This is a genomic window from Bacteroides sp. 11BF, from assembly GCF_019633765.1.
GTDB lineage: Bacteria > Bacteroidota > Bacteroidia > Bacteroidales > Bacteroidaceae > Bacteroides > Bacteroides hominis.
In genome coordinates, this window is the sequence record NZ_JAFKPJ010000014.1 from 46188 (window position 1) to 72411 (window position 26224).

Consider the following 26224-nt stretch of genomic DNA (forward strand, 5'->3'; position numbering starts at 1 on the left):
CGAAGATAGCTAAAAAACAAAATAGGTATGAAAGGGAAGGATCAGAAAATAAAAATCTTATATTTGTTGATAATTTAAATTTTAGTGTTTATATTTGTAATCATCGATTAGACATATGATTACTCAAAAGATAAAAATGATGACATTCATTCAATAGGTTTGAGCACGAAGATGTGCTGAAAGGATAACGATCGGGATATAATCTTTATGGAATATATCCCGATTTTTTTATTTTTCGGCCAATATGATCACTGGATTCTCATCATTTTCTTGTATTTCATACGAGATCAGATATTTTCCGTCATCAGACATGGATTCAGGTATGAATGAGTGTTTTTCGGTATGGCGAATGAATATTGCGGATAGGGGAGTCGGATATTACCGGATTTCTTTTCTTTTAGATCATAGTAAAGCAGATAATTTTGTTTATTGGCTGTTGCCGAAAAGAAGAGTTTATTATCCCATTTTCCGATAAGAGTCAATATCGCTGCATTATCAAAAACACTTTTTCTGGGATCTGTCAGTGTGTATCGTGCATCTTCCGCTACTTTATATTTTCCTAATTCAATATGCCATTGCGAGACGGGTTGATATTGATTATCAATGGAAAAAATAATCTCTCTTTGAAGAAAGTGTGACCATCTGTGTGGAATGAATTACATTCATTTGGAAGGGAAATTATTGGAATCTGTGGAGTAAGGACATAAAAAAAGGAGCAACGCCTTGCTCCAACCTTTGTTAACCTTAAATCTAATACTATGAAAAACACATTGCAAATGTACGGCTTTTCATGGGAATAGCAAATAATCCAAGAATAAAAGCATGTTTTATAACACGTTTTAAGAAAAAAGTGCGGTTTATTAAATGTTTTAGGATCTTTAATTACTATTTTTTGTGGTGAATCGGATTGAAACGATGTTTATCTTGATTCCCGATGAGACATGGAGTAGGGACATAAAAAAAGGAGCAACGCCTTGCTCCAACCTTTGTTAACCTTAAATCTAATACTATGAAAAACACATTGCAAATGTACGGCTTTCCACGAAAACTGCAAATAATTCTGGTGAAAAACGGTATATTATAATATATTTTAATGGAATTAATAAAGTTATTAATAAATATACCTCCTTTTGAAAGGTTTATTTAGAAATTGGTGTAACCGATTTTATTGGCGGGATAACTGGTAAGGTTAGTAAATATACATCTTTTTAGGTATGGTAAAACTATCTGTTAAGGTAGGTAGATTAGTAGGAAACCCTTATCTTTGCCTTGTTATTTATGAACTTAAAAAAGAAGACTATCCGTGAGCAATGATATTGAATTAACCCCGATGATGAAACAATTCCTTGACCTGAAGGCTAAGCATCCGGATGCAGTGATGCTGTTCCGGTGTGGGGACTTCTATGAAACTTATTCTACCGATGCGATTATTGCGGCTGAAATATTAGGAATTACTCTCACGAAACGCGCCAATGGGAAAGGAAAAACCATTGAAATGGCAGGTTTTCCTCATCATGCATTAGATACTTATTTGCCGAAGCTGATCCGTGCCGGTAAGCGGGTGGCTATATGTGATCAGCTTGAAGATCCTAAAACAACGAAAAAGTTGGTGAAGCGTGGCATTACGGAGTTGGTCACTCCCGGTGTTTCTATCAATGATAACGTTTTAAATTATAAAGAAAACAACTTTCTGGCTGCTGTTCATTTCGGAAAATCCGCTTGTGGAATAGCATTTCTGGATATTTCTACCGGAGAGTTTTTGACAGCAGAAGGACCTTTTGACTATGTAGATAAGCTGCTGAATAACTTTGCCCCGAAAGAGGTGCTTTTTGAACGTGGAAAACGTGGAATGTTCGAAGGAAACTTTGGAAGTAAATTTTTTACTTTTGAACTGGATGATTGGGTGTTCACCGAATCCAGTTCCAGGGAGAAATTACTGAAACATTTTGAGACGAAAAATCTGAAAGGATTTGGAGTCGAGCATCTTAAAAACGGTATTGTTGCTTCCGGAGCTATTCTGCAATATCTGGACATGACGGAGCATACTCAGGTGGGGCATATCACTTCATTAGCCCGTATTGAAGAGGACAAGTATGTACGTCTTGATAAATTTACAGTGCGCAGCCTGGAGTTGATCGGTAGCATGAATGATGGTGGAAGTAGCCTTCTCAATGTAATCGATAAAACTATCAGCCCTATGGGAGCGCGTCTGCTGAAGCGTTGGATGGTATTTCCGTTAAAAGACGAGAAGCCTATTAACGATCGATTAAATGTAGTAGAATACTTTTTTCGTAAACCGGATTTCAGGGAGTTGATCGAAGACGAGTTGCATCGGATTGGAGATTTGGAACGTATCATTTCGAAAGTGGCCGTCGGGCGGGTTTCTCCACGTGAGGTAGTACAGTTAAAAGTTGCTTTACAAGCAATTGAACCTATTAAAGAGGCTTGCCGGCAAGCTGATAACCCCAGTTTGAATCGTATTGGAGAGCAGTTGAATCTTTGTATTTCTATTCGCGACCGCATTGAGAAGGAAATTAATAATGATCCTCCTTTGTTGATAAATAAGGGAGGAGTCATTAAAGACGGAGTGAATCCGGAACTGGATGAATTACGTCAGATAGCTTATTCGGGTAAAGATTATTTGCTTCAGATACAGCAGCGTGAAAGCGAACTGACAGGAATACCAAGTTTGAAGATTGCCTATAACAGTGTTTTCGGATACTATATTGAAGTGCGGAATGTACATAAAGATAAAGTGCCGCAAGAGTGGATACGCAAGCAGACATTGGTAAATGCAGAGCGCTACATTACTCAGGAATTGAAAGAATATGAAGAAAAGATCCTGGGTGCAGAAGATAAGATATTGGTATTGGAGACCCGCTTGTATACAGAATTGGTGCAAGCGCTGAGTGAGTTTATTCCTGCCATTCAGATCAATGCTAACCAAATAGCACGCATTGACTGTTTGCTGTCATTTGCCAATGTAGCTAAAGAGAATAATTATATCCGTCCGGTTATTGAAGACAGTGATGTGCTGGATATTCGTCAAGGGCGTCATCCGGTAATTGAAAAGCAATTGCCGATTGGAGAGAAATACATAGCTAATGATGTGATGCTGGATAATGCAACGCAGCAGATTATCATTATTACGGGTCCGAATATGGCCGGTAAGTCGGCTTTATTAAGACAAACTGCATTGATCACCCTGCTTGCACAGATTGGTTCATTCGTTCCGGCCGAGAGTGCTCATATCGGATTGGTGGATAAGATATTCACACGTGTCGGTGCCAGTGACAATATCTCTGTAGGAGAATCTACTTTTATGGTCGAGATGAATGAAGCATCTGATATTTTGAATAATGTATCTTCCCGGAGTCTCATTTTGTTTGATGAATTGGGACGTGGTACTTCTACTTATGACGGAATATCTATAGCTTGGGCCATTGTGGAGTATATTCATGAGCACCCGAAGGCAAAAGCACGTACACTTTTTGCTACCCACTACCATGAACTGAACGAGATGGAGAAATCCTTTAAGCGCATAAAGAATTATAATGTATCGGTTAAGGAAGTGGATAACAAAGTTATTTTCCTCCGGAAACTTGAAAGGGGGGGAAGTGAGCACTCTTTCGGTATCCATGTGGCCAAGATGGCCGGTATGCCTAAAAGTATTGTGAAACGTGCCAATGAAATTCTGAAGCAGCTCGAATCTGACAACCGCCAGCAGGGAATTTCAGGTAAACCGCTGGCAGAAGTCAGTGAGAATCGTGGAGGTATGCAGTTGAGTTTCTTTCAGCTTGATGACCCGGTCTTATGTCAGATCCGGGATGAGATACTTAATCTGGATGTGAATAATCTGACTCCGATTGAAGCATTAAACAAACTGAACGATATCAAAAAGATAGTCAGGGGCAAATAATTATTTAAGAAATTCTTCCACCTTTTTATAAAATAGAGATAAGTGGTGTCCGTCAATAAACCCATGATGAATGGTCATAGCGATGGGCATTACTAATACACCACCTCTTATGACGGCTTTACCTGCATTCATCAACGGGTAATTACTACCGTGACGATGTTCCTGCGTACAGGTCAGTGAGGTAAAATATAAATCGGGAGTAGCGCTGAGCAGCACTACATCCAGTAGATCATTACCTCCTGTCTTTTCTGCTTCATAAGGGTCTTTATCCGGATCTATTCTGTTAATGATGGCTTTGGCTTCTGTATGGAAAGTTTTAAAATCAGGATGCCAGGGAAGTCGTACAGTAAAAAAACGTCCGTTATCTGCCACTTTAATGGGAGTCAGCATATCCACTGTATCGAAATAGACTACCTGTCCTTCAGAATCGATGCGGAACCGGAATTCTTTAATATCATTGACAGCACGCAACACGGCATAAAGATAGTGCAGGAAAAAGGATTCTCCGGCAGCTTTGGCACGGGTTTTGGCACCCGAACATTCTACTTCTGAAGTAATAGAAATAGTAGGATTCTGGAAACCAAGGAAAAACTCGTAATTTTCTTTTCTCTCCCAGGTTTTAATATCAATAATATGTTTCATTTTGCACTCTTTTTCTTTCCATAGAAAAACATAAAGTAAATGCCGATGATTACGAACGGAATACTTAACCATTGTCCCATATTCAGTGCCATACCATTTTCAAAGTCCACCTGATTTTCTTTCAGGAATTCAACGAAGAAACGGAAGGTAAAGATGGCTGTCAGGCAAAGTCCGAAGAAGAATCCCCGGTGTAGTTTCTTGCTGTAGTTCTTATAAAGAAACATCATAATCAGGAATAAGATAAAATAGGCTATTGCTTCGTAAAGCTGTGCCGGATGGCGGGGTTGCATGTCTACCCGTTCGAAAACGAATGCCCAGGATACATCTGTTACCTTACCGATAATTTCAGAGTTCATTAAGTTGGCAAGGCGAATGAAACAAGCTGTGATAGGAGTGGCTACTGCAATCATGTCTACTACATCCATATAATTCATCTTTGTTTTACGGCAGTAAAGCCAAAGGGCAATAATCAGTCCGAGCGTACCTCCGTGGCTGGCCAGTCCTTCATATCCCGTGAACTTCCATCCGCCTCCGGGAAGAAATTTGACCGGAAGTATCATTTCCCAGAAATGATTCAGGTAATATGCCGGATCGTAGAACAGGCAATGTCCTAATCGTGCTCCGATGAGGATGCCGAAGAAACAATAAAAGAAAAGCGGTTCGAACTTCTTTTCGTCTATCTTCTTATCACGGTACTGATAGTGGACTACCACATAAGCAAAGAATATTCCGATAGCCCACAGTAATCCGTAATAACGGATTGAGATGCCGAAAAGATTGAATAATTCTGGATTCGGATTCCAATTGATAGATAAAAGAAGGTTGTTCATAATTATTTCTTTATAGTTTGATGAATTTTTTAGCAACTTCCCGATAGGTAGGTACATCAATGTCCTGTTCTTCAGCTGCTGTTATCATATCGAAAAGCAGACCCTGTACCTCTGATTCGTGTCCGCGTGCTATGTCTTTTTGCATGGATGCCGTGCTCTCAGGAGCCAGCTTATCGATAACTTTCAGATTGTATGTGACTATATCTTCTTTAAATTCGATTCCAAGTTTCTTTCCCAGGGCTGCACTTTCGGTAGAGAGTCCAATGAAAGTGTCGCGTACCTTACCCGGTTTCTGCACTTTTCCCATCGGAACATTATAATAGGCTCCGGTGACTGCCATAGCCGAGATGAAAGACCATTTAATGAAGGTATCACGATTAATATCGGGAGAGATTTCAACTTTAATGCCGCTCTCCTGTAAGTCTTTCTGTACGGCTTTCATCATTCCCACAGGAACGACAGTTCCGCGGTGTGCACCATATACCAGACGGAAAATAGTTCCCATCTGAGTGATTTCGCCCGGTCCGGAAACAAACCCTACGATGTAGATACATCCGTCCAGTACAGTGATTCCTGGTACCAGACGTTGTATGCGCGGCCCGGTACCGTATACGTTTAATATAGGAATTACAATTGTATTTTCATGGGAAGCCCGTTTGATAAGTTCTGTGATGGAGTCTACGGAATATCCTTTAACACATACAAATATCACGTCAGCTTTTCCGTTATATTCTTCTGCCGTGCAAGCGTCCATCCGTAATGTATGTTCACCTTTTAAGTCCGATTTCAGTTTAAGTCCGTCCTGTTGTATCGCTTGCAGATGTGCTCCGCGGGCAATGCAGGTAACGTTTTTACCGGCAAGTGACAGAAAGCCGGCGATACTTCCGCCTACGCCTCCGGTTCCTGCGATAAGATAACGAAGTCTGTTAGTACTTTCCATGTTCATGATATTTTCTTGTGTTGCTTGTTAGGCATAATATACGGGCGCAAAGATAATGATTTGCTTGAAGATAGTATTAGAAAGCGGGGAGTTTTCGTTTTGAGGGGAGGAGAAAAAAAGAGCTGACCATTTGATCAGCTCCTCAGTCTATAATTGAAAATAGATGTCTTATACATTGAAACGGAAGTGCATGATATCTCCATCCTGTACTACGTATTCTTTTCCTTCTACGCCCAACTTTCCGGCTTCTTTAACAGCAGCCTCCGAGCCATATTGCAAGAAGTCTTCATATTTGATTACTTCTGCGCGGATAAATCCTTTCTCAAAATCGGTATGGATTACTCCGGCGCACTGTGGGGCTTTCCAACCTTTTTCGTAAGTCCAGGCACGTACTTCCTGTACGCCGGCAGTGAAATAAGTTTCAAGGTTCAGCAGTTTGTAGGCCGATTTAATAAGGCGTGCTACGCCCGATTCTTCCAAACCGATCTCGGCGAGGAACATTTGGCGGTCTTCGTAAGTTTCCAGTTCGGCGATGTCAGCCTCTGTTTTTCCGGCTACCACGAGGATTTCGGCGTCTTCGTCCTTAACGGCTTCACGTACCATGTCCACATATTTGTTTCCGTTGACTGCACTTGCTTCGTCTACATTGCAAACATACATTACAGGTTTGCTGGTGAGCAGAAACAATTCTTTTGCTATTTTTTGTTCGTCTTTCGTTTCAAAAGTTACTGTACGTGCCGATTTGCCCTGTTCCAGCGCATCCTTGAATTGCACAAGTACGTCATAAGCTTGCTTGGCAGCTTTATCACCTCCCGTTTGGGCTTGTTTCTGCACTTTCTGTATGCGGCTCTCGATGGTTTCCAGGTCTTTTAGCTGCAACTCGTAATCGATGATTTCTTTATCCCGTACCGGATTCACACTTCCGTCCACATGAGTTACATTATCGTCGTCAAAGCAACGGAGTACATGGATGATGGCATCGGTTTCACGAATGTTAGCCAGAAATTTGTTTCCCAGTCCTTCGCCCTTACTGGCACCTTTCACAAGTCCGGCGATATCTACGATTTCTACCGTTGTAGGAACAATACGGTTGGGATGTACCAATTCGGCCAGTTTATTTAAACGCTCGTCGGGTACAGTAATTACACCCACGTTCGGTTCGATCGTACAAAAAGGGAAGTTTGCCGCCTGTGCTTTCGCGTTGGACAAACAATTGAAAAGTGTTGACTTACCTACGTTGGGTAGTCCGACAATACCACATTGCAATGCCATAATATTATAATCTTTTTTATATTATCAATCAGTTGTGTATTTCTATCAAATGGAAGAGTAACCCTATAAAGTTGAAAAAGAGCAATTACTCTAATAATATTCCGTTTTGGGGTGCAAAGATAATCAATTTTAGGCTAATGCAGTCATCTGCTTTCCCTTTTTGTCCAAAATGGGATTGCCTTTTACTACCTGGATCACAGACAATGAGAGAGAATTTGTGTCACTGTGCCGTTCTGAAAGAAATTTCATAGGGTTTTATGCCATCTCCTTCCGGAGTGCGGAAAGAAAGCCCTAAAAGAGTGATTCCATACTCTTTTCCGAGTAACAATTCTACTCCGATAATCACAGTACGGTTGTCATTGGCGTAGTTGACGTTTAAAATCTTGGGCATTGCATCCATTCCGAGGTGACCATAATTGAATGAGTATCCGCGCCCCACCAAAGGACGGTCAAAATGGATAGTAATAGTTTTGATGTCGCTCCGAACGGTTGTATCGCCGTTGGTAAATTCGTCGATCGAAACTACTTTGGGGCGGATAGAATCATAGTTTGCGGTATATTGGGCAAAGCCTGTGTAAGCTTCTGTCAGCCGTGGCATATAGCTGTTGAGAGTCGGGTATGTCGTGCGGTTAGAGGCATACTTCTCAAGTTCATCGACCAGCTTGCTTATCCAGACAAAGCCACGTGTTTTTTGTATGACGGTTTCTTTGGTGATTTCGACAGCCGGGAAGTTATGGTCTTTCATGTATTTTATAACTGCCGCACGTACCATTGCTTCGGTGAGGACAATAGACCATTGTCCATAGGCTTGGTGCGCCATTTGTTCGCCAACCGCAGCATAAATCTGTTCGCCGCTTGTGCGGAACATTTCCGGATCGAAGCTTACGAACGAATGGTTGAATTCGTGGATTAAAATTGGTAAGATTAATTCAGATGGATAAACAACCATTCCTACGGAATCGGTAACCCATGCTCCCATGATTGAAAAGACATTATGTACGTTTTCCTTGTCAGTGACACTCGGTCCATAATTTCCCGAACCGTTGCCCATTGAAAGTATAATGTGAAACCGGTCGTTGGACTTCTGCCCATAGAAGTCATTATACCATTGGATATCTATGTTTTTGTAAATAGGCATAAAACGATTTACAGCCTCTTTATATAAGTTTTCGTTTGAGTGATAAAAGGCATCGAAACGACTGTCTTTGACAAACTTCTTTAACAGTTTGATAAATGACCCTACTTGATTCCTATTCCAACGAGAGTCCAGTGAACCATAATCTTCGGGCAGATTGAACTGGTCGTCGAGATTGACGGCCATACTCATCACTGCATCGTATGAAACACCGTCAGTCTTGACCAATGAGCGTACGAATAGTATAAGTTCGTGGTTTTTATATGGAGAAAAATGCGATTCGATGCGGTCTGTGTAGAGTTTGAAATCGTTTTTGCTATACTCCGGATTACCCGTTAAACGGAAAACAATGCTAAGTAGTTCGACTCTCTTATCTACTGTCGGCCGGATGAGCATACTGTCAGTTTGTGCCTTTACTTGTTGTGCTGCACAGATTAGCAGTACAAACATAATGAGGGTGATCTTTCTCATATTGAAATAAGTGTTTGGAGGTTATGATATTGACAAAGGTAATTAAATAGGAATTAATACAGCCACTTCTCTATACTTTTTTGATATTGAGTGTATAAAGGAAGCTATTATTTTTTCAAACAGTGTCGTTATTGTATTATATTTGCCCAAGTAATTCACAAACACTTAATAGCATGAAAAAGTATTTATCATTTATTCTCCTGTTCGTTGCCTTCACCTTACAGGCACAGGAGACGTACAAAACAGTAAAAGACATTTCGTATATTCCTGCGGGGGAAACGGATGGTTACCGTAAGGAACGCTGTAAACTTGATGTCTATTATCCGGTTGGGAAAAAAGACTTTCCGACGATTGTCTGGTTTCATGGCGGAGGATTGGAAGGGGGAGGAAAACACATTCCTGAGATGTTTATGAATCAAGGATTTGCAGTAGTCGCTGTCAATTACAGGCTTAGTCCTAAAGCTAAAAACCCTGCTTATACCGATGATGCAGCCGCTGCCGTTGCCTGGACCTGTAAACATATAGAAGAATATGGAGGTAGTCCCAAACGTGTTTTTGTTACCGGACATTCGGCCGGAGGTTATTTGACTTTAATGGTCGGATTAGATAAATCATATCTTCGGAAATATGGAGTAGATGCTGACAGCATAGCTGCGTATCTTCCTATCAGCGGGCAGACTGTTACACATTTCACCATACGTAAAGAACGCGCGCTGCCCGAAGGTATTCCGGTGATCGACCGGTATGCGCCTTGCAACAAAGCCCGTAAGAATACACCTCCTTTTATATTGATTACCGGTGACCGGAATTTGGAAATGGCCGACCGTTACGAAGAAAATGCTTTGCTGGCTTCAGTACTGAAGAATATTGGTAATCAGAAAGTATCACTTTATGAATTGCAGGGCTTTGATCACGGACAGGTATATACTCCGGGTTGTTGTCTGGTGGCGAATTATATTCGTCGTTTTACTGTGTCCGGAATGTAACCGGCGGTTCGGTTGGATTCTTTAGAAAAATATTTCTCCCTCATTCGTAGTACGAATTTACCATACTTATGGTATTGAGAATGAACCAAATCTGCACTACCTTTGTCCTATTACTAATAAACAGATATTTAATAATAGATAGATATGGGAAAGATAGCAAAGAAGCTGACAGATTTAGTCGGTAACACTCCGTTACTGGAGTTGAGTAATTATAACGCAAGTAAAGGGCTCAAAGCACGTGTAGTAGCAAAGCTGGAATATTTCAATCCGGCCGGAAGTGTGAAAGACCGTATTTCTCTGGCCATGATTGAAGATGCCGAAGTGAAGGGGACGTTGAGGCCAGGATCTGTTATTATAGAGCCAACCAGTGGAAATACCGGAGTCGGTTTGGCATTTGTGGCTGCTTCCAAAGGCTATAAGCTGATATTGACCATGCCCGACACGATGAGTATGGAACGCAGGAACCTGTTGAAGGCGTTGGGAGCGGAGCTTGTACTTACTCCGGGAGCAAACGGGATGAAAGGAGCCATTGCCAAGGCTGAGGAACTGCAAGCGGCTACTCCCGGATCTGTCATTCTGCAACAGTTCGAAAATCCGGCTAACCCTGCGGTTCATGTACGTACTACCGGACAGGAGATCTGGAGAGATACCGATGGAAAGGTGGACATCTTTGTGGCCGGAGTAGGAACGGGAGGTACCGTAAGTGGAGTAGGGGCTGCTTTGAAGGAGCATAATCCTACTGTACGAATTGTGGCTGTAGAGCCTACCGATTCACCGGTATTATCGGGTGGTGCTCCCGGTCCGCACAAGATACAGGGTATTGGAGCAGGATTTATACCCAAAACCTATAATGCTGCTGTGGTAGACGAGATTAAACAGGTAGGAAACGATGATGCTATCCGTACCAGTCGTGAATTGGCGGCTAAAGAGGGGCTTTTGGTCGGAATCTCTTCCGGGGCGGCAGTATATGCAGCTACCGAGTTAGCCAGACTTCCGGAGAATGAGGGAAAATTGATTGTTGTATTATTGCCGGATACAGGTGAACGCTATCTGTCGACAATCTTATATGCGTTCGAGGAGTATCCGCTCTGATGCATTGTTCACTACAGATTACACAGGATTTGCACAGATTAATGATTCGTCTTACTAACTATCGGATCAAAATTCTGAGTGAATCCGTGTAATCTGTGGTGAATTTATTTCGTATGCGGCACCGCATACTCTTTTGCCGTAACGTTTTCAATCGGTATCTCCCAGATTTTTACATTTCTCACTGCCGGATCTGAGTATACAAATTCCCGGCTGCTATAATGCCGCATCAATATATTGAGCGCTTCACGTTTTTCTTCCAGGTCTTCGATAAAGTTTACGCGTCCTCTGCAAATCACACTTTTGGCCCGCATCCGATAACTGCATGCCACCTTGGGGTGCTGGAATACCAATTCGTGGTCTACACTGAAAGTGATGCAGACACGGTTATTTTTTGCCAGCATATCGATGCTGCTGCCTGTGGGGCCGGAATGCAGATAGATCACTCCATCCTGATAGCCGAAGTTCATGGGGATCACATAAGGGTTGCCTTCCAGGTCGGTGATACCGACAAAGCAAATATCGCAACGGGAGATAATTTCTTCTACCTGCTCTTTGTTTTCAATGATTACTGTCTTCATAACTATATTCTCTTGATAGGAATACAAAGATGGAAATTTATTTTAATAACTTTGCCTTCCGGGAATATAGAAATACAGTTTTTGAAATGAATTAACCCTGATAGTTATGAAGAAACACATTTTTACCACTCTTTTTTGTTTACTGGAAGCTTGCCTGTTGTTCGGCGGAAATAATCTTTCGCTTTGGTACCGGCAGCCTGCTGCCAACTGGAATGAAGCTCTTCCTTTGGGAAATGGATATTTGGGTGCGATGGTATTCGGAGATGCCGGGAGAGAACATTTGCAACTGAATGAAAGCACACTATATAGCGGTGAACCTTTTTCCGGTGTTGGCGTACCTTCTATCGGAAGTGTATACAATGAAGTGCTTGCCTTGTTGAACCATGGCGATTATGCGGGTGCCCACCGATTGATAACCCGGAACTGGCAAGGCAGGCTTTCGCAGAGCTATCAACCTCTGGCCGACCTTTTTCTAAGCTTTGATGTTCAGGGAAAGGTGGAAAACTATGTGCGTGAACTGAATCTGCAAGATGCCGTACATACTATTCGCTATCAGGCAGGAGGCATCCGCTATACCCGTGAATACTTTATATCCAATCCGGACCGGGTAATGGTGATTCGTATCTCTGCTTCACGTCGGTCGCCCGTAAATGTAGCGGTGAGCTATACATCGGAGCATCCGACAGCGAAAGTGGATGGTACGGGTGAAGAGTTGATTCTTTCGGGACAGGCTCCGGGTTGTGTAGAGCGGTGGACGCTGGACTTCCTCGAAAAGAACGGATTGACAGATCGCCATCCGGAACTTTTCGATAGTCACGGACGCCGAAAGACCGACAAACAAGTGCTGTATGCCGATGAGGTTGGCGGCAAAGGGATGTTTTTCCAAAGCCGGGTGAAGGTACTGAAAGGAAATGCCACCTTGCAAGACAATCAGTTGAAAGTGAGCGGAGAGGGTGAAATAATTCTTTTGGTTGCTGCTGCCACCAGCTATAATGGCTTTGATAGAAGTCCTTCACAGGACGGCAGTGATTATCAGGCCAAGTTGGATACGATTCTTTCCGTTGCCGGGCAGCTGCCTTATGAAGATCTGAAGAAACGTCACTTGGCGGACTATCAACGGCTGTTCGGTCGTGTGGCGTTGACTTTGAAATCGGAGAAAGACTATTCTGGTCTGCCTACCGACCGCCGTATTATCGGATTCAGGGACAATCCGGACAATGCTCTGGCAGCACTTTTGTTTCAGTATGGGCGTTATCTGCTGATAGCATCTTCACGTGAAGGCGGACAACCCGCCAATCTGCAAGGTATATGGAATAAGGATGTGGTTCCGGCATGGAGCAGCAGTTATACCATTAATATCAATACTGAGATGAATTACTGGCCGGCCGAAACCACCGGACTGCCTGAGTGCAGTGAACCGCTTTTCCGACTGATTCGGGAACTTGCGGTCAATGGTTCCGCTACAGCTACAAAGATGTATAACCTTCCCGGCTGGACTTCCCATCATATCACCTCTATCTGGCGTGAGTCGGGACCGGCAGACGGTGAACCTACCTGGTTTATGTGGAATATGAGTGCCGGCTGGCTTTGCCGGCATTTGTGGGATCATTACCTGTTTTCGGGGGATAAGAAGTTTCTCCGTGAGACCGCCTATCCGCTGATGCGCGATGCCGCACGGTTTTATAACGCCTGGCTGGTGGAAAAAGACGGGATGTGGCAAACTCCGTTGGGAGTTTCACCCGAGAATCAGTTTCTGACTCCGGAAAAGAAAACTTCGGCCGTAGCTCCGGCTCCGGCGATGGATATGGCCATTATTCGTGAACTCTTCAGCAATACGGCCGAAGCAGCCGCGATTTTAGCTGCCGATTCTATTCTTCCTCCTGCCGATACTCTCTTGCTGCACGTAATGGGAGCAAAGCAACTGGTGCCTTACCGTATCGGAAAGCGGGGGCAGATTATGGAGTGGAGTGAAGACTTTGATGAAGTAGAACCGCACCACCGCCATTTGTCACACTTGTATGGATTCCATCCGGGATGTGAAATAACACCGGGCAAGACACCCGAACTTGTCAGTGCAGTCCGCCGTACGCTCGAATTGCGTGGAGATGAAGCTACGGGCTGGAGTATGGGATGGAAGATCAACATGTGGGCCCGTATGCACGATGGAAATCACGCTTACCGCATTATACGGAATTTATTCACCCCCACCGACTTCGGGCCGGAAGTAAATCGGCATGGGGGATTATATAAGAATTTGTTCGATGCACATCCCCCTTTTCAGATCGACGGTAACTTTGGGTATACTGCCGGTGTGGCGGAAATGTTGTTGCAGAGCCATGACGGTGTGATAGACGTTCTGCCGGCATTACCCGATGTATGGGCAGAAGGAAAGGTTACGGGGCTGCGTGCCCGCGGTGGTTTCATTATAGATATTGCCTGGAGTAAATCAGGTAAAACTGTGGTAAAGGTATTTTCCGAACAGGGAAATGCCTGCCGTTTGAAGATCGGGCGGAAGGTGAAGGAAGTTGTAATTCCGGCAGGTCAGAGTCAGGTCTTTACGGTTAAGCGGTAGTCCGGCATGGGGCAATGACCGGCTGTCTCTGAAGCGGCGTCACCTTTCAGCAAGAACGTTGATGGATGCTTGGGGTAATAATGTTTCCTCTTTTCCGGGACCGGCCGGAAGATAAAAGTCCGTCTTTCCGACTTTCATCTTCCGACCGGGGCTACTTGTTTTTTTTACTTTCTGATTTCCGGTCGGATGGGATGTGCCAGTGCTTACAGTAAGTGCCTGTGCCTGTCCGATGATGATTCGTTTCCTTGATATAGTTGTTTTCAATCCTCCACTTCAAACTGTTTATATAAATCTTTCAGTTTACGGAGGGTTTTCCGGTAATTCCGTCCTAAAGAACGGTCTATGATCAGCAGGTAAATGGCTATGCCGAGTGGGACAACTACGACGTTCAATATACCGGGAGTTATATTCATTGCCATCAGATAGAACACATAGAAGCCCATTGCCGAGAGAAAGGAACACGTATATACGATCCAACCATATTTGGTATTGAACTTTACGCTTTTCTCAACTTCTTTTATCCGGTATTCCAACCATTCCTTTACAGCCATGCCGTTGGTGTATTTCCGCATTCTGTAAGCGGAACGTTCCCAAAGGAAATAGGAAACGGACAATACGGCCAAAGCGGCTATATCCACGTACGCTCTTTCCATGCTTTGCTCTCTTATAAACAGCATTACAATAAGGTAAACAACCACGGCGACCACAACGAGTCGGAAGACGGTTCCGGGATACACTGTCTTGATTGATTTTCTCGCGGATTTGATTACCATCTCGTTCAGTTTCTCTTCGGGATACGGTTTGATATTCTTTTCCACTCCCGCTTTCCAGGTTTCTTTAATGTCATGTGCTTCCATGATGCTTTACTTTTTAAATTGTTTTTGTAATCGGCTTTTCAGCCTGTGAATCTTTACGCCGACGGCGGAGCTGCTTATCCCCACTATTTCTGCTATTTCTTCATAACTATAGTCTTCCATATAAAGCAGCATGATAGACTTGTCTATTTCATTCAGTTTTTGAAGGGCATTGACAAGTCTTTGCCAGTTTTCGTCCTGTTCCTGCTGTTCCCAAGGGTCAACGGTCTCTCCTTCCGGCGGCGAGTCATGAAACTCGATGCGACTATCCTTTCTTATTTTCGAAATAGAGGTATTGATTGCTACCCTATAGATCCACGATGCGGGTTTCTCCTTGTTCTGCAATGCCGGGAAAGATCGCCAGAGCTGATAGACGGTTTCCTGAAAGTTGTCCTCTCTGTCCGCTTCCGATCTGAAATATACCCGGTTTACCTTGTGGATAATCCCCTGATAGGCAGTCAACATCTTCAGAAATTCATTTTTGTTTGACTTCATTTGTTCTAATCTTTACTTTATAGTCGGGCGAACGATGTTATTATTACAAGATTACTAAAAAAGGTTGTGTTGCACGGCACCTTGGATACATTGTCGGAATGGATTTTATATATTAGAACTTGTAGGATGATCCGATTGCTGCGTTTTGTCTGTGTTTCATTTCAAAAAGTGAGTAAATGGCTGTTTCCGCTTACATGTACTTTCTCTTTTATCAGGCTGATAGGGAGCACAGGAACACAAAAACAGATTTTTGGACTCCAACAGCCGGGCTTAGGGGATCGGAAACCCGGGCTTTTCGGGTTGAAGCCCCTTGCTTTTCTCGAAAAGAAGTAAGCACTTTCCGAAAATGCTTACTTCTTTCGGGTGAAATGCTTACTTCTTTTGAAGAAAAATAAAGGTCTTTTGTTTCACATCTTCTTTTACCGGTGTTTCGGAGCGGCGTGAATCCATATATTTCTCTGGTTGCTTCCGAATGGCGAGCGCTTAGGAAAAGATAAAATGATTCCTTATATCCTTTATTTCTTTTTCTTTGTCCGGCTTCTATGTACTTATGCTTTCGCTTTTGTGCCAACTTCCCTTATCCGGATAATAAAAAGAAAATCGCCGATCCGTGTGGAAGGCGATTTTTCTTTGCGGACGTACTCTTGCCAGAAATAAGGCAATCTGAGCGGGTCCCGATTATCATTTTGACAAAATGTTACTCTATCAGTGCGAAGTCCAGTTGTTTCTTCTCCAGATTGGCCCGTGCCACTTTGATAGTGATCGCGTCTCCCAGGCTGTAGATACGGTTCTTGCGACGACCGCGCAGGCAGTAGTTCTTTTCGTCGAACTCGTAATAATCATCGTCCAGATCGCGGATAGGTATCATGCCCTCACATTTGTTTTCGTTCAGTTCTACGTAAAGTCCCCATTCCGTTACGCCGGAGATCACTCCGTCATAAGTCTGTCCCAGATGTTCGCTCATGAACTCCACCTGTTTGTATTTGATGGAAGCACGTTCGGCGTTGGCTGCAATCTGTTCCATGTTCGAACTGTGGTCGCACAGATCCTCGTACTTCGTTTCCGATACGCTGCGTCCGCCATCCATATATTTGGTTACCAACCGGTGCACCATCATGTCCGGAAAACGTCGGATAGGAGAGGTGAAGTGGGTGTAATAGTCGAAAGCCAGTCCATAGTGACCGATGTTGTGCGTAGAGTAACGCGCTTTCTGCATGGCACGAATAGATACGGTTTCAATCAGGTTCTCTTCCTTCTTTCCTTGTATGTCGTCCAACAGGTGATTGATCGATTTAGAGACATCCGTCTTGGTTCCGCTTGTGCGAAGTCTGTAACCGAAACGGGCGATGAACTGTGCGAGGTTGTCCAGCTTTTCCGGATCAGGAAGATCGTGGATACGGTAAGGCAGCACTTTGGCCTTCTTTCCTTTGGGTGCCTTGCCTATTTTCTCTGCTACGGTGCGGTTGGCAAGCAGCATAAACTCTTCTACCAGTTTATTGGCATCTTTTGACTCCTTAAAGTAAACGCTGATGGGTTTTCCTTTTTCATCGATTTCGAATTTCACTTCGTAACGGTCGAAGTTGATGGCTCCTGCCGCAAAACGCTTTTCACGCAAGGCCTTGGCTATGGTGTCGAGCATCAGTATCTCGTCCTTGAAGTCACCCTCTTTGGTTTCGATGATCTGTTGTGCCTCTTCGTAAGTAAAGCGGCGGTCCGATTCTATGACCGTGTGTACAATGCGCGAATCTCTCACTTCTCCTTTTTCCGTAATGTCGAATATGGCAGAGAAAGCAAGTTTCTCTTCGTTGGGGCGAAGTGAGCAGATGAAGTTGCAGAGACGTTCGGGCAACATCGGTATGGTGCGGTCTACCAGATAAACGGAAGTTGCACGCTTTTCGGCTTCTTTGTCGATGATGCTTCCCTCTTTGACATAATGCGTCACATCGGCAATGTGTACGCCGACTTCCCAAAGTCCGTCCTTCAACGGGCGGATGGAAAGAGCGTCGTCAAAGTCTTTGGCGTCTTTCGGGTCGATGGTGAAGGTGGTTACTTTCCGGAAGTCTTCGCGGCGGGCTATTTCTTCGGCGGAAATCTCTGCGGGAATCTTATCTGCGGCTTTTTCTACCGACTGCGGATAGACGTATGGCAATCCGAATTCGGCCAGGATAGCGTGCATCTCAGTCGTATTGTCACCGGCTTTGCCAAGAATGTCGAGCACTTGTCCGATCGGGTTTTTAGCTTTGTCCGGCCACTCTGTGACCTTTACCACTGCCTTGTCGCCGGTCTTTCCGCCCTTCAGTTTATCTTTAGGGATAAAGATGTCGTTGGCAAGCGTACGGTTTTCCGTGACGAGGAAGGCATACGATTTCTCCACTTCCAGTGTGCCGACAAATGTATCGTTGGCGCGTTCCAGTATCTCGATCACTTCTCCCTCGGCCTCGCGTCCGCGACGTTTGGCATAAAAGGCGATGCGCACCTTATCGTTATTCATCGCATGAGCGGAGTTACGCTCGGCGACAAAAATCGGGTCTCCGCCTCCTTCGGGGATAAACGAGTTCTTCCCGTTGCTTTTACGCTGGAAAGTTCCGGTCATTTCAACACCGTGATTGTTTAGTTTATATTTGCTTTTATCTACTTCGGTAATGTAGTCATCGGCCAGGAGATCGGACAGGATATCCATGCAGAGCATTTTTAGCGGATGAGTGGTTAACTTCAGTTCCGAGAAAATATATTTCAGGCTGATAACCTCGTCTTGTTTGGCATGGAAGAAATCGAGAACCACCTTTGACAGTTCTTTCTTCTTCATTCTTTTGCCGGCTTTTTTTTCTTTCTTTTTAGCCATAATCGGTTCGTTTTATATCAATCAGTACAAAGTAAGCGATTAAATATTAATAATTCAAGATTTTCATGTACATTTGCCCCTCACATTATGAATAATCTAACAAATGGAAAGTGAAAAGTCTTCCAGGGAGAAGGGAATTTATAAAGTAACGATCGTGGGAAGTGTCGTGAACTTCCTTTTGCTCGTTTTTAAATTCTTTGCCGGAATTACCGGGCATAGTGCGGCTATGCTGGCCGATGCTGTCCATTCACTATCCGACTTCATCACCGATATTGTTGTCATTGTCTTTGTCCGTATCGCCGGGAAGCCCGAAGATAAGGGGCACGATTATGGGCACGGCAAATATGAAACATTGGCTACGGCCATCATCGGGTTGTTACTTTTGTGTGTCGGCTTCGGTATCTTTTGGAATGGTGCCTCTTCCATTTATACTTTTTTGCAGGGCGGACAGTTGGAGTCTCCCGGTGTAGTGGCATTGGTGGCGGCATTGGTGTCGATTGTGTCAAAAGAGATACTGTATCAGTATACCGTGATTCAGGGCAAGAAGTTAAATTCTCAGGCCGTGGTAGCCAATGCCTGGCATCACCGGAGTGATGCGTTATCATCCATCGGAACGGCTATCGGTATTGGAGGGGCCATTTTGCTGGGAGATCATTGGCGGGTACTCGATCCGATTGCCGCAGTGGTAGTCAGTTTCTTTATTATGAAGGTATCTGTGCAGTTGCTGATTCCTTGTGTGGACGAACTGCTTGAAAAGTCCTTGCCGGACGATGTCGAGAAAGAGATTGAACAGACCGTACTCTCTTTTCCGGGAGTGAGTCAGCCCCACCATTTGCGTACCCGCAGGATCGGCAGTTATTATGCCATCGAAATTCATGTCCGCATGGATGGGAAGATAACTCTGGAAGAGGCGCATGGCACGGCTACTGCTATCGAAAATAAACTAAAAGAGATGTTTGGGAAAGGAACCCATGTAGGCATTCATGTGGAACCAACGAAATAATTATCATTTGATCTGAATTTTATGGAGAGTATTCTAATTACCGGAGCAAGCGGATTTATCGGCAGTTTCATTGTTCAGGAAGCTTTGAAACGCAGGTTTGGTGTCTGGGCGGGGATCCGTGCATCCAGCAGTAAGAAATACCTGAAAGAACGCAAGATTCACTTCCTTGAGTTGGACTTTGCACACCCCAATGAGTTGCGGGCACAACTGTCCGGCCATAAAGGTACGTACAATAAATTCGATTATATCGTCCATTGTGCCGGCGTGACCAAGTGTGCGGACAAGAACGACTTCGACCGTGTCAACTATCTGCAGACCAAATATTTTGTCGATACGTTGCGCGAACTCAATATGATTCCCAAGCAGTTCATCTATATCAGTACCCTGAGTGTATTTGGTCCGATACGTGAAAAGGATTATACTCCCATCCGTGAAGAAGATACTCCGGCTCCGAATACGGCTTACGGATTAAGTAAGCTGAAAGCGGAACTTTATATCCAGAGCCTGCCCGGTTTTCCGTATGTCATTTACCGTCCGACGGGAGTGTACGGACCTCGTGAGGCAGACTATTTCCTGATGGCGAAGTCCATCCGGCAACATACGGATTTCTCCGTGGGATATAAACGGCAGGATCTGACATTTGTGTATGTGAAAGATATTGTACAGGCTATTTTTCTGGGAATTGAGAAGGAAGTATCCCGGCGTGCTTACTTTCTGGCTGACGGGAAGGTATATAAAAGCCGTGCTTTCTCCGATCTGATTCAAAAAGAATTGGGGAGTCCGTTTGTTATTCACATCAAATGTCCGTTAATTGTGCTAAAAGTCGTATCTTTGCTCGCCGAATTTATAGCGACCCGTTCGGGAAAGAGCAGCACACTGAATTCGGACAAATATAAAATAATGAAACAAAGAAATTGGCAATGCGACATAACTCCGGCTGTGAAAGAACTGGGATATGCTCCTGAATACGATTTGGAAAAGGGAGTGAAGGAAACGATTGCCTGGTATAAGAACGAAGGATGGCTTTAGATTTATTTAAACGTGTAGAAAGCCGTAAGGGCTTGTTTGCTGTTGAGAAGATAACATTGATATATAATCTGTTAACTTCTATCTTGATTTTATTCATGTTTCAACGGATGGACCATCCGCTCCACATGTTGTGGGACAGGGCAGTGATTGCGGCAATGACTTTTTTGCTGATGTATCTCTACCGGTTGGCTCCATGTAAGTTTTCCGCTTTTGTGCGTATCGCTATCCAGATGAGTCTTTTGTCATACTGGTATCCGGATACCTTTGAGTTCAACCGTGTCTTCCCCAACCTGGATCATCTTTTTGCTACGGCCGAACAGTGGATGTTCGGAGGGCAACCTGCCGTATGGTTTTGTCACGCGTTTCCGCAAATGTGGGTGAGCGAACCCTTCAATATGGGGTACTTCGCATATTATCCGATGATTCTCGTGGTGACGTTATTCTATTTCATCTATCGGTTCGATCTGTTTGAGAAGATGTCTTTTGTACTGGTCACCTGCTTTTTCATCTACTACCTTATTTATATATTCGTTCCGGTTGCCGGTCCTCAGTTCTATTTCCCTGCCATTGGCATGGATTCTGTCTCACAAGGTGTCTTTCCTGCTATTGGCGATTATTTCAATCACAATCAGGAGTTGCTTCCGGGTCCCGGCTATCAGCATGGATTCTTTTATAGCCTGGTAGAGGGTTCGCAACAAGTGGGAGAGCGTCCTACGGCGGCTTTTCCCAGTTCGCATGTCGGTGTTTCGACTATTCTGATGATTATGGCCTGGCGTGGCAGCAAGAAACTTTTTGCCTGCCTGTTGCCGCTCTATCTGTTGCTTTGCGGAGCTACTGTCTATATTCAGGCACATTATCTGATTGATGCGATTGCGGGCTTTATCTCTGCTTTCGTGCTGTATGTGCTGGTGACAAAGATGTTCAAGAAATGGTTTGCAGTGCCGATGTTTAAGTGATGGGGTGAAGTCCATCGAATATCCGGAAAAGCTCTTCTACCGACTCTGTTCGCAGCATGGCGATACGTGTTTCCCGGAAGTTGGGTATTCCTTTGAATAAAGGAGTTGCTGCCAGATGGCGGCGGATATGGATAATCCCTCTGCGCTCGTCCAGGCGGGCTACACTGTTTAGTACCTCTTCACGCAATACATTCAGATACCACTCAAAGGATTCCTGCGGCAGTTCTTCTCCGGTTTCAAGATAATGCTTCACTTCGCGGAATATCCATGGGCGGCCGATGCTGCCACGTCCTATCATGATAGCGTCTACTCCATACCGCTCAAAACACTCCTTGGCACCGGTAGCCGAAGTTACGTCGCCATTTCCTATGATCGGTATATGCATACGCGGGTTGTTCTTTACTTCCCCTATCAGGGTCCAGTCCGCTTCGCCCGTATACATCTGTGCTCGGGTACGTCCGTGAATGGCCAATGCCGCAATACCGCAATCCTGTAATTGTTCGGCCAGGTCAACAATGATTTTATGGTCCGCATCCCATCCCAGACGGGTCTTTACAGTAACGGGTATTTTGACCGTGTCTACTACGGCACGGGTTATTTCAAGCATCTTCGGGATATTCTGCAACATACCGGCGCCTGCGCCTTTTCCGGCAACTTTCTTTACCGGACAGCCGAAGTTGATGTCTAATATATCCGGTTGTGCTTCTTCTACAATCCGGGCTGCGCCAACCATGGCTTCCGTATCTTTACCGTATATCTGAATGGCGACGGGACGTTCTTCGTCGCAGATGGTCAGTTTTTGAGTTGTTTTGTTGACGGAACGTATCAAAGCATCACTCGAGACGAACTCTGTGTATACCATATCGGCTCCGAACTTTTTGCACATCAGGCGGAAAGCGGGATCGGTGACATCCTCCATCGGAGCCAAAAATACAGGGCGTTCACCCAGGTCTATGTGGCCTATTTTCATCTTTTTACGATTTTCTATTCATTATTTGGCTGCAAAAGTACGGAAAAAACCCCTACCTTTGCACTCCATTCATTTATTTAACTGGATAGAAATTATGAAGAAAAGACTATTTTCCATTGCTCTGTGCCTGACTTTTATCTTGTCTGCCACTTCCGTTTCGGCTCAGGATGCTGCTTATAAAGAGGCGTTAAGCAAGATGCTCGAGGCCTCGGGCGCTATGACTACTGTGAAATCGATGGTTCCGCAGATGATCGGGATGATGAAACATACTTATTCGAACGTTCCGGATGAATTCTGGAAAACTTTTGAAGAGCAGTTGTCCGAAAAGGCAAACACACAGTTTATGGATATATATGTATCTATTTATTACAGGTATCTGACGATAAACGACCTGAAGAAGATTACCCAGTTCTATGAATCGCCTGTGGGAAAGAAGCTGGCCGAGTCCACTCCGGTGATGACTGCCGAGGCCATGGAAGCGGGTCAGCAGATCGGAATGGGGATTGCCCAGGAGATAGTGGCAAACCTGAAAGAAAAAGGATATATTCAGTAGTTACGGACTCGTAACTTATAATTGGTAACTATGTATAAGATAAGTGACTTTGAAATAATGGCTCCGGTTGGCTCACGCGAATCGCTCGCGGCAGCCATCCAGGCGGGAGCCGATTCTATTTATTTTGGTATTGAGAATCTGAACATGCGTGCACGTTCGGCCAATACATTCACCATTGAGGATTTGCGCGAGATAGCCCGGACCTGTGACGAACATGGAATGAAGAGTTATCTGACGGTGAATACCATCATATATGACAAGGATGTTGAACTGATGCGTACCATTGTCGACGCGGCCAAGGAAGCGGGTATTTCGGCTGTGATTGCCGCCGATGTGGCGGTGATGAGTTATGCCAACAAGATTGGTCAGGAAGTGCATCTGTCTACGCAATTGAATATCTCGAATGCAGAAGCCTTGAAGTTTTACGCGCAATTTGCCGATGTAGTGGTGTTGGCGCGCGAACTGAATCTGGAACAGGTAGCGGAGATCTATCGTCAGATTCAGGAAGAACATATCTGTGGACCGGGCGGAGAGCTGATCCGTATCGAAATGTTTTGCCACGGAGCGCTTTGTATGGCTGTTTCGGGCAAGTGCTATCTGTCTTTGCATGAAATGAATCATTCTGCCAACCGGGGAGCCTGCATGCAGATCTGCCGTCGTTCTTACACTGTCCGTGATAAGGATACCGATGTGGAACTTGAGGTTGACAACCAGTACATCATGTCGCCCAAAGATTTAAAGACCATTCATTTCATGAATAAAATGATGGATGCCGGGGTGCGTGTATTCAAAATCGAAGGCCGTGCCCGCGGGCCCGAATATGTACGTACTGTTGTCGAGTGTTATAAGCAGGCTATTCAGGCCTGTCTGGATGGTACGTTTACCGACGAGAAGATTGCGGCGTGGGATGAACGCTTGAAAACGGTATTCAACCGGGGCTTTTGGGACGGTTACTATCTGGGACAGCGTCTGGGAGAATGGACTAAGAATTACGGATCGGCGGCAACCGAACGTAAGATCTATGTGGGGAAAGGTATTAAATACTTCTCCAACATTGGTGTAGCCGAATTCCTGGTGGAAGCGGCTGAAGTGAGTGTAGGCGATAAGCTGTTGATTACCGGCCCTACTACCGGAGCTGTGTTTGCTACGCTCGATGAGGCCCGTGTGGACCTGAAACCGGTAGAAACCGTGAAGAAGGGAGAGCACTTCTCTATGAAGCTGGATAAGATACGTCCGAGTGACAAACTGTATAAATTGGTTTCGACCGAAGAACTGAAAAAATTTAAAGGACTGGAATAAAGATGGAAAAGTATATCTATGAACTTACTTTAAAGGTACGTGACTACGAGTGCGACCTGCAAGGCATTGTGAATAACGCTAATTATCAACATTATCTGGAACATACCCGTCATGAGTTTCTTTCATCGGTAGGCGTAAGTTTTGCAAAACTGCACGAAGAGGGAGTGGACCCGGTGGTAGCCCGCATTAATATGGCCTTCAAAACCCCATTAAAGAGTGGTGATGAATTCGTTTCCAAATTGTATATGAAGAAAGAAGGTATCAAATATGTGTTCTATCAGGACATCTTCCGGAAAAGCGATAATAAGGTTGTCGTTAAATCGACGGTGGAAACGGTATGTGTGGTAAATGGACGTTTGAGCGATAGTGAATTATTCGACCGGATTTTCGCGCCTTACCTGCAATGAGCACCGATGAAGAACGGATATGCAGTATTGCACTCACGCAAATACCGGGCGTTGGGCATATAGGTGCCAAACGTCTGGTAGACGGTATGGGGAGTGCTGCCGATGTATTCCGTTACCGGACTGAATTGCCCGATCGCTTACCCGGAGTGAATCGGGCAGTTGTCGCAGCATTGGATTCTCCACAGGCATTGAAGCGTGCCGAACAGGAATATGAGTTTGTACGGGATAACCGTATCTCTTGCCTTACGATGGCAGATGAGGGCTATCCTTCCAGACTGCGTGAATGCGATGATGCTCCTGTCGTATTATTCTTTAAAGGAAAAGCCGATCTCAATGCTTTCCACATTATTAATATGGTCGGGACCCGTAATGCAACGGATTACGGGAAACAAATTTGCGTTAGCTTCCTGCAGGATTTGCAGGCTTTATGTCCGGATGTACTTGTTGTCAGCGGATTGGCTTATGGGATCGATATCAATGCCCACCGGGCAGCACTGGCTGTCGAACTTCCTACTGTGGGAGTATTGGCTCATGGGCTGGACCGTATTTACCCTTCGTTACATCGTAAAACAGCCATTGATATGCTCCGGCAGGGTGGACTGTTAACTGAATTTCTTTCCGGAACAAATCCGGATAAACATAACTTCATCAGTAGGAACCGTATTGTTGCCGGTATCAGCGATGCCACTATTGTGGTGGAGTCTGCCGCTAAAGGCGGTTCTCTGATTACGGCGGATATTGCCGGGAGTTATCATCGCGACTGTTTTGCTTTCCCGGGGCGGGTCACTGATGAATATTCGAAAGGGTGCAATCAGCTGATACGGGACAATAAGGCTGTTTTGTTGGAGTCTGCGGCGGATTTTGTGAAGGCAATGGGGTGGGATACCGGTTCACATACTATTAAACCGACAACCGTACAGCGGAATCTTTTTCCTGATTTATCTGCCGAAGAACTGAGGATTGTAGATATTCTCGGACGGCTGGGAGATTTGCAGATCAATGCGTTGATGGTGCAGGCTGATATTCCTATCAATAAGATCAGTGTCATTCTGTTTGAACTGGAAATGAAAGGAGTAATCCGGGTCTTGGCGGGAGGAGTCTATCAGTTGCTTAAATAAAGGGGCAAAAAAAAGGAGTCACGCCTGACTCCAACCTTTTGTTAACCTTAAATCTAATACTATGAAAAAAATCACATTACAAATGTAATTCTCTTCGGATGATTCTCCAAATATTTCCCTGAATATTGTCTCTCTTTTGAATTCCTTCACGGTTTTTCACGGATATGCCTTTATAATGTCTCTTCTTCCTGTTTATTTAGCAGTCTTTAGGGAAGGATAAATCCCGTCAAACTTGCAAAATCGTTCCAATCGTTTCACACA

22 protein-coding genes are annotated in these 26224 nt (G+C 44.4%); 11 read left to right on the forward strand and 11 right to left on the reverse strand.

Translation table 11 applies throughout. The features are described 5' to 3' along the window. Positions 1-1303 precede the first annotated feature (1303 nt). Entirely contained in the window at positions 1304-3919 is a 2616-nt protein-coding gene (gene mutS, locus JZY04_RS15035) for a DNA mismatch repair protein MutS (RefSeq protein WP_204368786.1), read from the forward strand. Here mutS and JZY04_RS15040 read toward each other — a convergent pair whose 3' ends face one another. The 5 genes from JZY04_RS15040 to JZY04_RS15060 all read right to left on the reverse strand — a co-directional run bounded on the left by JZY04_RS15040 (position 3920) and on the right by JZY04_RS15060 (position 9209). After that, entirely contained in the window at positions 3920-4561 is a 642-nt protein-coding gene (locus JZY04_RS15040; RefSeq protein WP_122143220.1) for a chloramphenicol acetyltransferase, read from the reverse strand. Then, positions 4558-5391 (reverse strand): prolipoprotein diacylglyceryl transferase, encoded by an 834-nt coding sequence (gene lgt, locus JZY04_RS15045; protein WP_122143219.1) that lies wholly within the window; start codon positions 5389-5391, stop codon positions 4558-4560. The genes JZY04_RS15040 and lgt overlap by 4 nt, the downstream gene beginning before the upstream one ends. A 10-nt stretch (positions 5392-5401) precedes the next feature. Further along, on the reverse strand, positions 5402-6331 hold the full coding sequence (locus JZY04_RS15050; RefSeq protein WP_122143245.1) for a ketopantoate reductase family protein: 930 nt from the start codon (positions 6329-6331) through the stop codon (positions 5402-5404). 168 nt (positions 6332-6499) lie between these two features. Beyond that, positions 6500-7603, reverse strand: coding sequence for a redox-regulated ATPase YchF (gene ychF / locus JZY04_RS15055; RefSeq protein WP_005782865.1), 1104 nt, complete (start codon positions 7601-7603; stop codon positions 6500-6502). Positions 7604-7823: 220 nt separating this feature from the next. After that, entirely contained in the window at positions 7824-9209 is a 1386-nt protein-coding gene (locus tag JZY04_RS15060) for a DUF4932 domain-containing protein (RefSeq protein WP_122143218.1), read from the reverse strand. Between the two features lie 173 nt (positions 9210-9382). Between JZY04_RS15060 and JZY04_RS15065 the strand changes: the two genes are divergently transcribed. Further along, on the forward strand, positions 9383-10195 hold the full coding sequence (locus JZY04_RS15065; RefSeq protein WP_005782868.1) for an alpha/beta hydrolase: 813 nt from the start codon (positions 9383-9385) through the stop codon (positions 10193-10195). Positions 10196-10339: 144 nt separating this feature from the next. Then, positions 10340-11287 (forward strand): cysteine synthase A, encoded by a 948-nt coding sequence (gene cysK / locus JZY04_RS15070; RefSeq protein ID WP_032531534.1) that lies wholly within the window; start codon positions 10340-10342, stop codon positions 11285-11287. Positions 11288-11391: 104 nt separating this feature from the next. Here the strand turns inward: cysK and JZY04_RS15075 are convergent, their stop codons facing one another. Continuing rightward, a complete protein-coding gene (locus JZY04_RS15075; protein ID WP_005782870.1) occupies positions 11392-11865 on the reverse strand; it encodes a pyridoxamine 5'-phosphate oxidase family protein in 474 nt (157 codons plus the stop codon). 106 nt (positions 11866-11971) lie between these two features. Between JZY04_RS15075 and JZY04_RS15080 the strand changes: the two genes are divergently transcribed. After that, a complete protein-coding gene (locus JZY04_RS15080; RefSeq protein ID WP_220577434.1) occupies positions 11972-14437 on the forward strand; it encodes a glycoside hydrolase N-terminal domain-containing protein in 2466 nt (821 codons plus the stop codon). A 39-nt stretch (positions 14438-14476) separates the two neighbouring features. Here JZY04_RS15080 and JZY04_RS15085 read toward each other — a convergent pair whose 3' ends face one another. The 4 genes from JZY04_RS15085 to rnr all read right to left on the reverse strand — a co-directional run bounded on the left by JZY04_RS15085 (position 14477) and on the right by rnr (position 18628). Continuing rightward, complete coding sequence (locus JZY04_RS15085) at positions 14477-14701, reverse strand: hypothetical protein (protein WP_122143216.1); 225 nt, start codon at positions 14699-14701, stop codon at positions 14477-14479. Continuing rightward, entirely contained in the window at positions 14698-15294 is a 597-nt protein-coding gene (locus tag JZY04_RS15090) for a hypothetical protein (protein ID WP_122143215.1), read from the reverse strand. Before JZY04_RS15090 ends, JZY04_RS15085 begins: the two co-directional genes overlap by 4 nt. Before the next feature lie 6 nt (positions 15295-15300). Next, positions 15301-15786 (reverse strand): RNA polymerase sigma factor, encoded by a 486-nt coding sequence (locus JZY04_RS15095; protein WP_122143214.1) that lies wholly within the window; start codon positions 15784-15786, stop codon positions 15301-15303. 697 nt (positions 15787-16483) lie between these two features. Beyond that, positions 16484-18628 (reverse strand): ribonuclease R, encoded by a 2145-nt coding sequence (rnr, locus tag JZY04_RS15100; protein ID WP_122143213.1) that lies wholly within the window; start codon positions 18626-18628, stop codon positions 16484-16486. 103 nt (positions 18629-18731) lie between these two features. Here rnr and JZY04_RS15105 point away from each other — a divergent pair, with 103 nt between their 5' ends. The 3 genes from JZY04_RS15105 to JZY04_RS15115 are packed head-to-tail and all read left to right on the forward strand — an operon-like array spanning position 18732 to position 21616. After that, positions 18732-19631: a cation diffusion facilitator family transporter gene (locus tag JZY04_RS15105; protein WP_122143212.1), complete on the forward strand. Its 900-nt coding sequence runs from the start codon at positions 18732-18734 to the stop codon at positions 19629-19631. Between the two features lie 21 nt (positions 19632-19652). Beyond that, complete coding sequence (locus tag JZY04_RS15110) at positions 19653-20660, forward strand: NAD(P)-dependent oxidoreductase (RefSeq protein ID WP_005812513.1); 1008 nt, start codon at positions 19653-19655, stop codon at positions 20658-20660. Next, positions 20651-21616: a phosphatase PAP2 family protein gene (locus JZY04_RS15115; protein ID WP_005782893.1), complete on the forward strand. Its 966-nt coding sequence runs from the start codon at positions 20651-20653 to the stop codon at positions 21614-21616. The genes JZY04_RS15110 and JZY04_RS15115 overlap by 10 nt, the downstream gene beginning before the upstream one ends. Here the strand turns inward: JZY04_RS15115 and dusB are convergent. Further along, positions 21609-22586, reverse strand: a complete 978-nt coding sequence (gene dusB / locus JZY04_RS15120; protein WP_122143211.1) for a tRNA dihydrouridine synthase DusB — start codon at positions 22584-22586, stop codon at positions 21609-21611. The genes JZY04_RS15115 and dusB overlap by 8 nt on opposite strands. A 94-nt stretch (positions 22587-22680) precedes the next feature. Here dusB and JZY04_RS15125 point away from each other — a divergent pair, with 94 nt between their 5' ends. Genes JZY04_RS15125 through dprA form a run of 4 tightly spaced genes read left to right on the forward strand, consistent with a single transcriptional unit; the run spans position 22681 to position 25963 of the window. Then, a complete protein-coding gene (locus tag JZY04_RS15125; RefSeq protein WP_005822479.1) occupies positions 22681-23139 on the forward strand; it encodes a DUF2059 domain-containing protein in 459 nt (152 codons plus the stop codon). Positions 23140-23196: 57 nt separating this feature from the next. After that, positions 23197-24438, forward strand: coding sequence for a peptidase U32 family protein (locus JZY04_RS15130; RefSeq protein WP_005812518.1), 1242 nt, complete (start codon positions 23197-23199; stop codon positions 24436-24438). A gap of 2 nt (positions 24439-24440) precedes the next feature. After that, positions 24441-24845 (forward strand): thioesterase family protein, encoded by a 405-nt coding sequence (locus tag JZY04_RS15135; RefSeq protein WP_005782900.1) that lies wholly within the window; start codon positions 24441-24443, stop codon positions 24843-24845. Beyond that, positions 24842-25963, forward strand: a complete 1122-nt coding sequence (dprA, locus tag JZY04_RS15140; protein ID WP_122143210.1) for a DNA-processing protein DprA — start codon at positions 24842-24844, stop codon at positions 25961-25963. Before JZY04_RS15135 ends, dprA begins: the two co-directional genes overlap by 4 nt. Positions 25964-26224 lie beyond the last annotated feature (261 nt).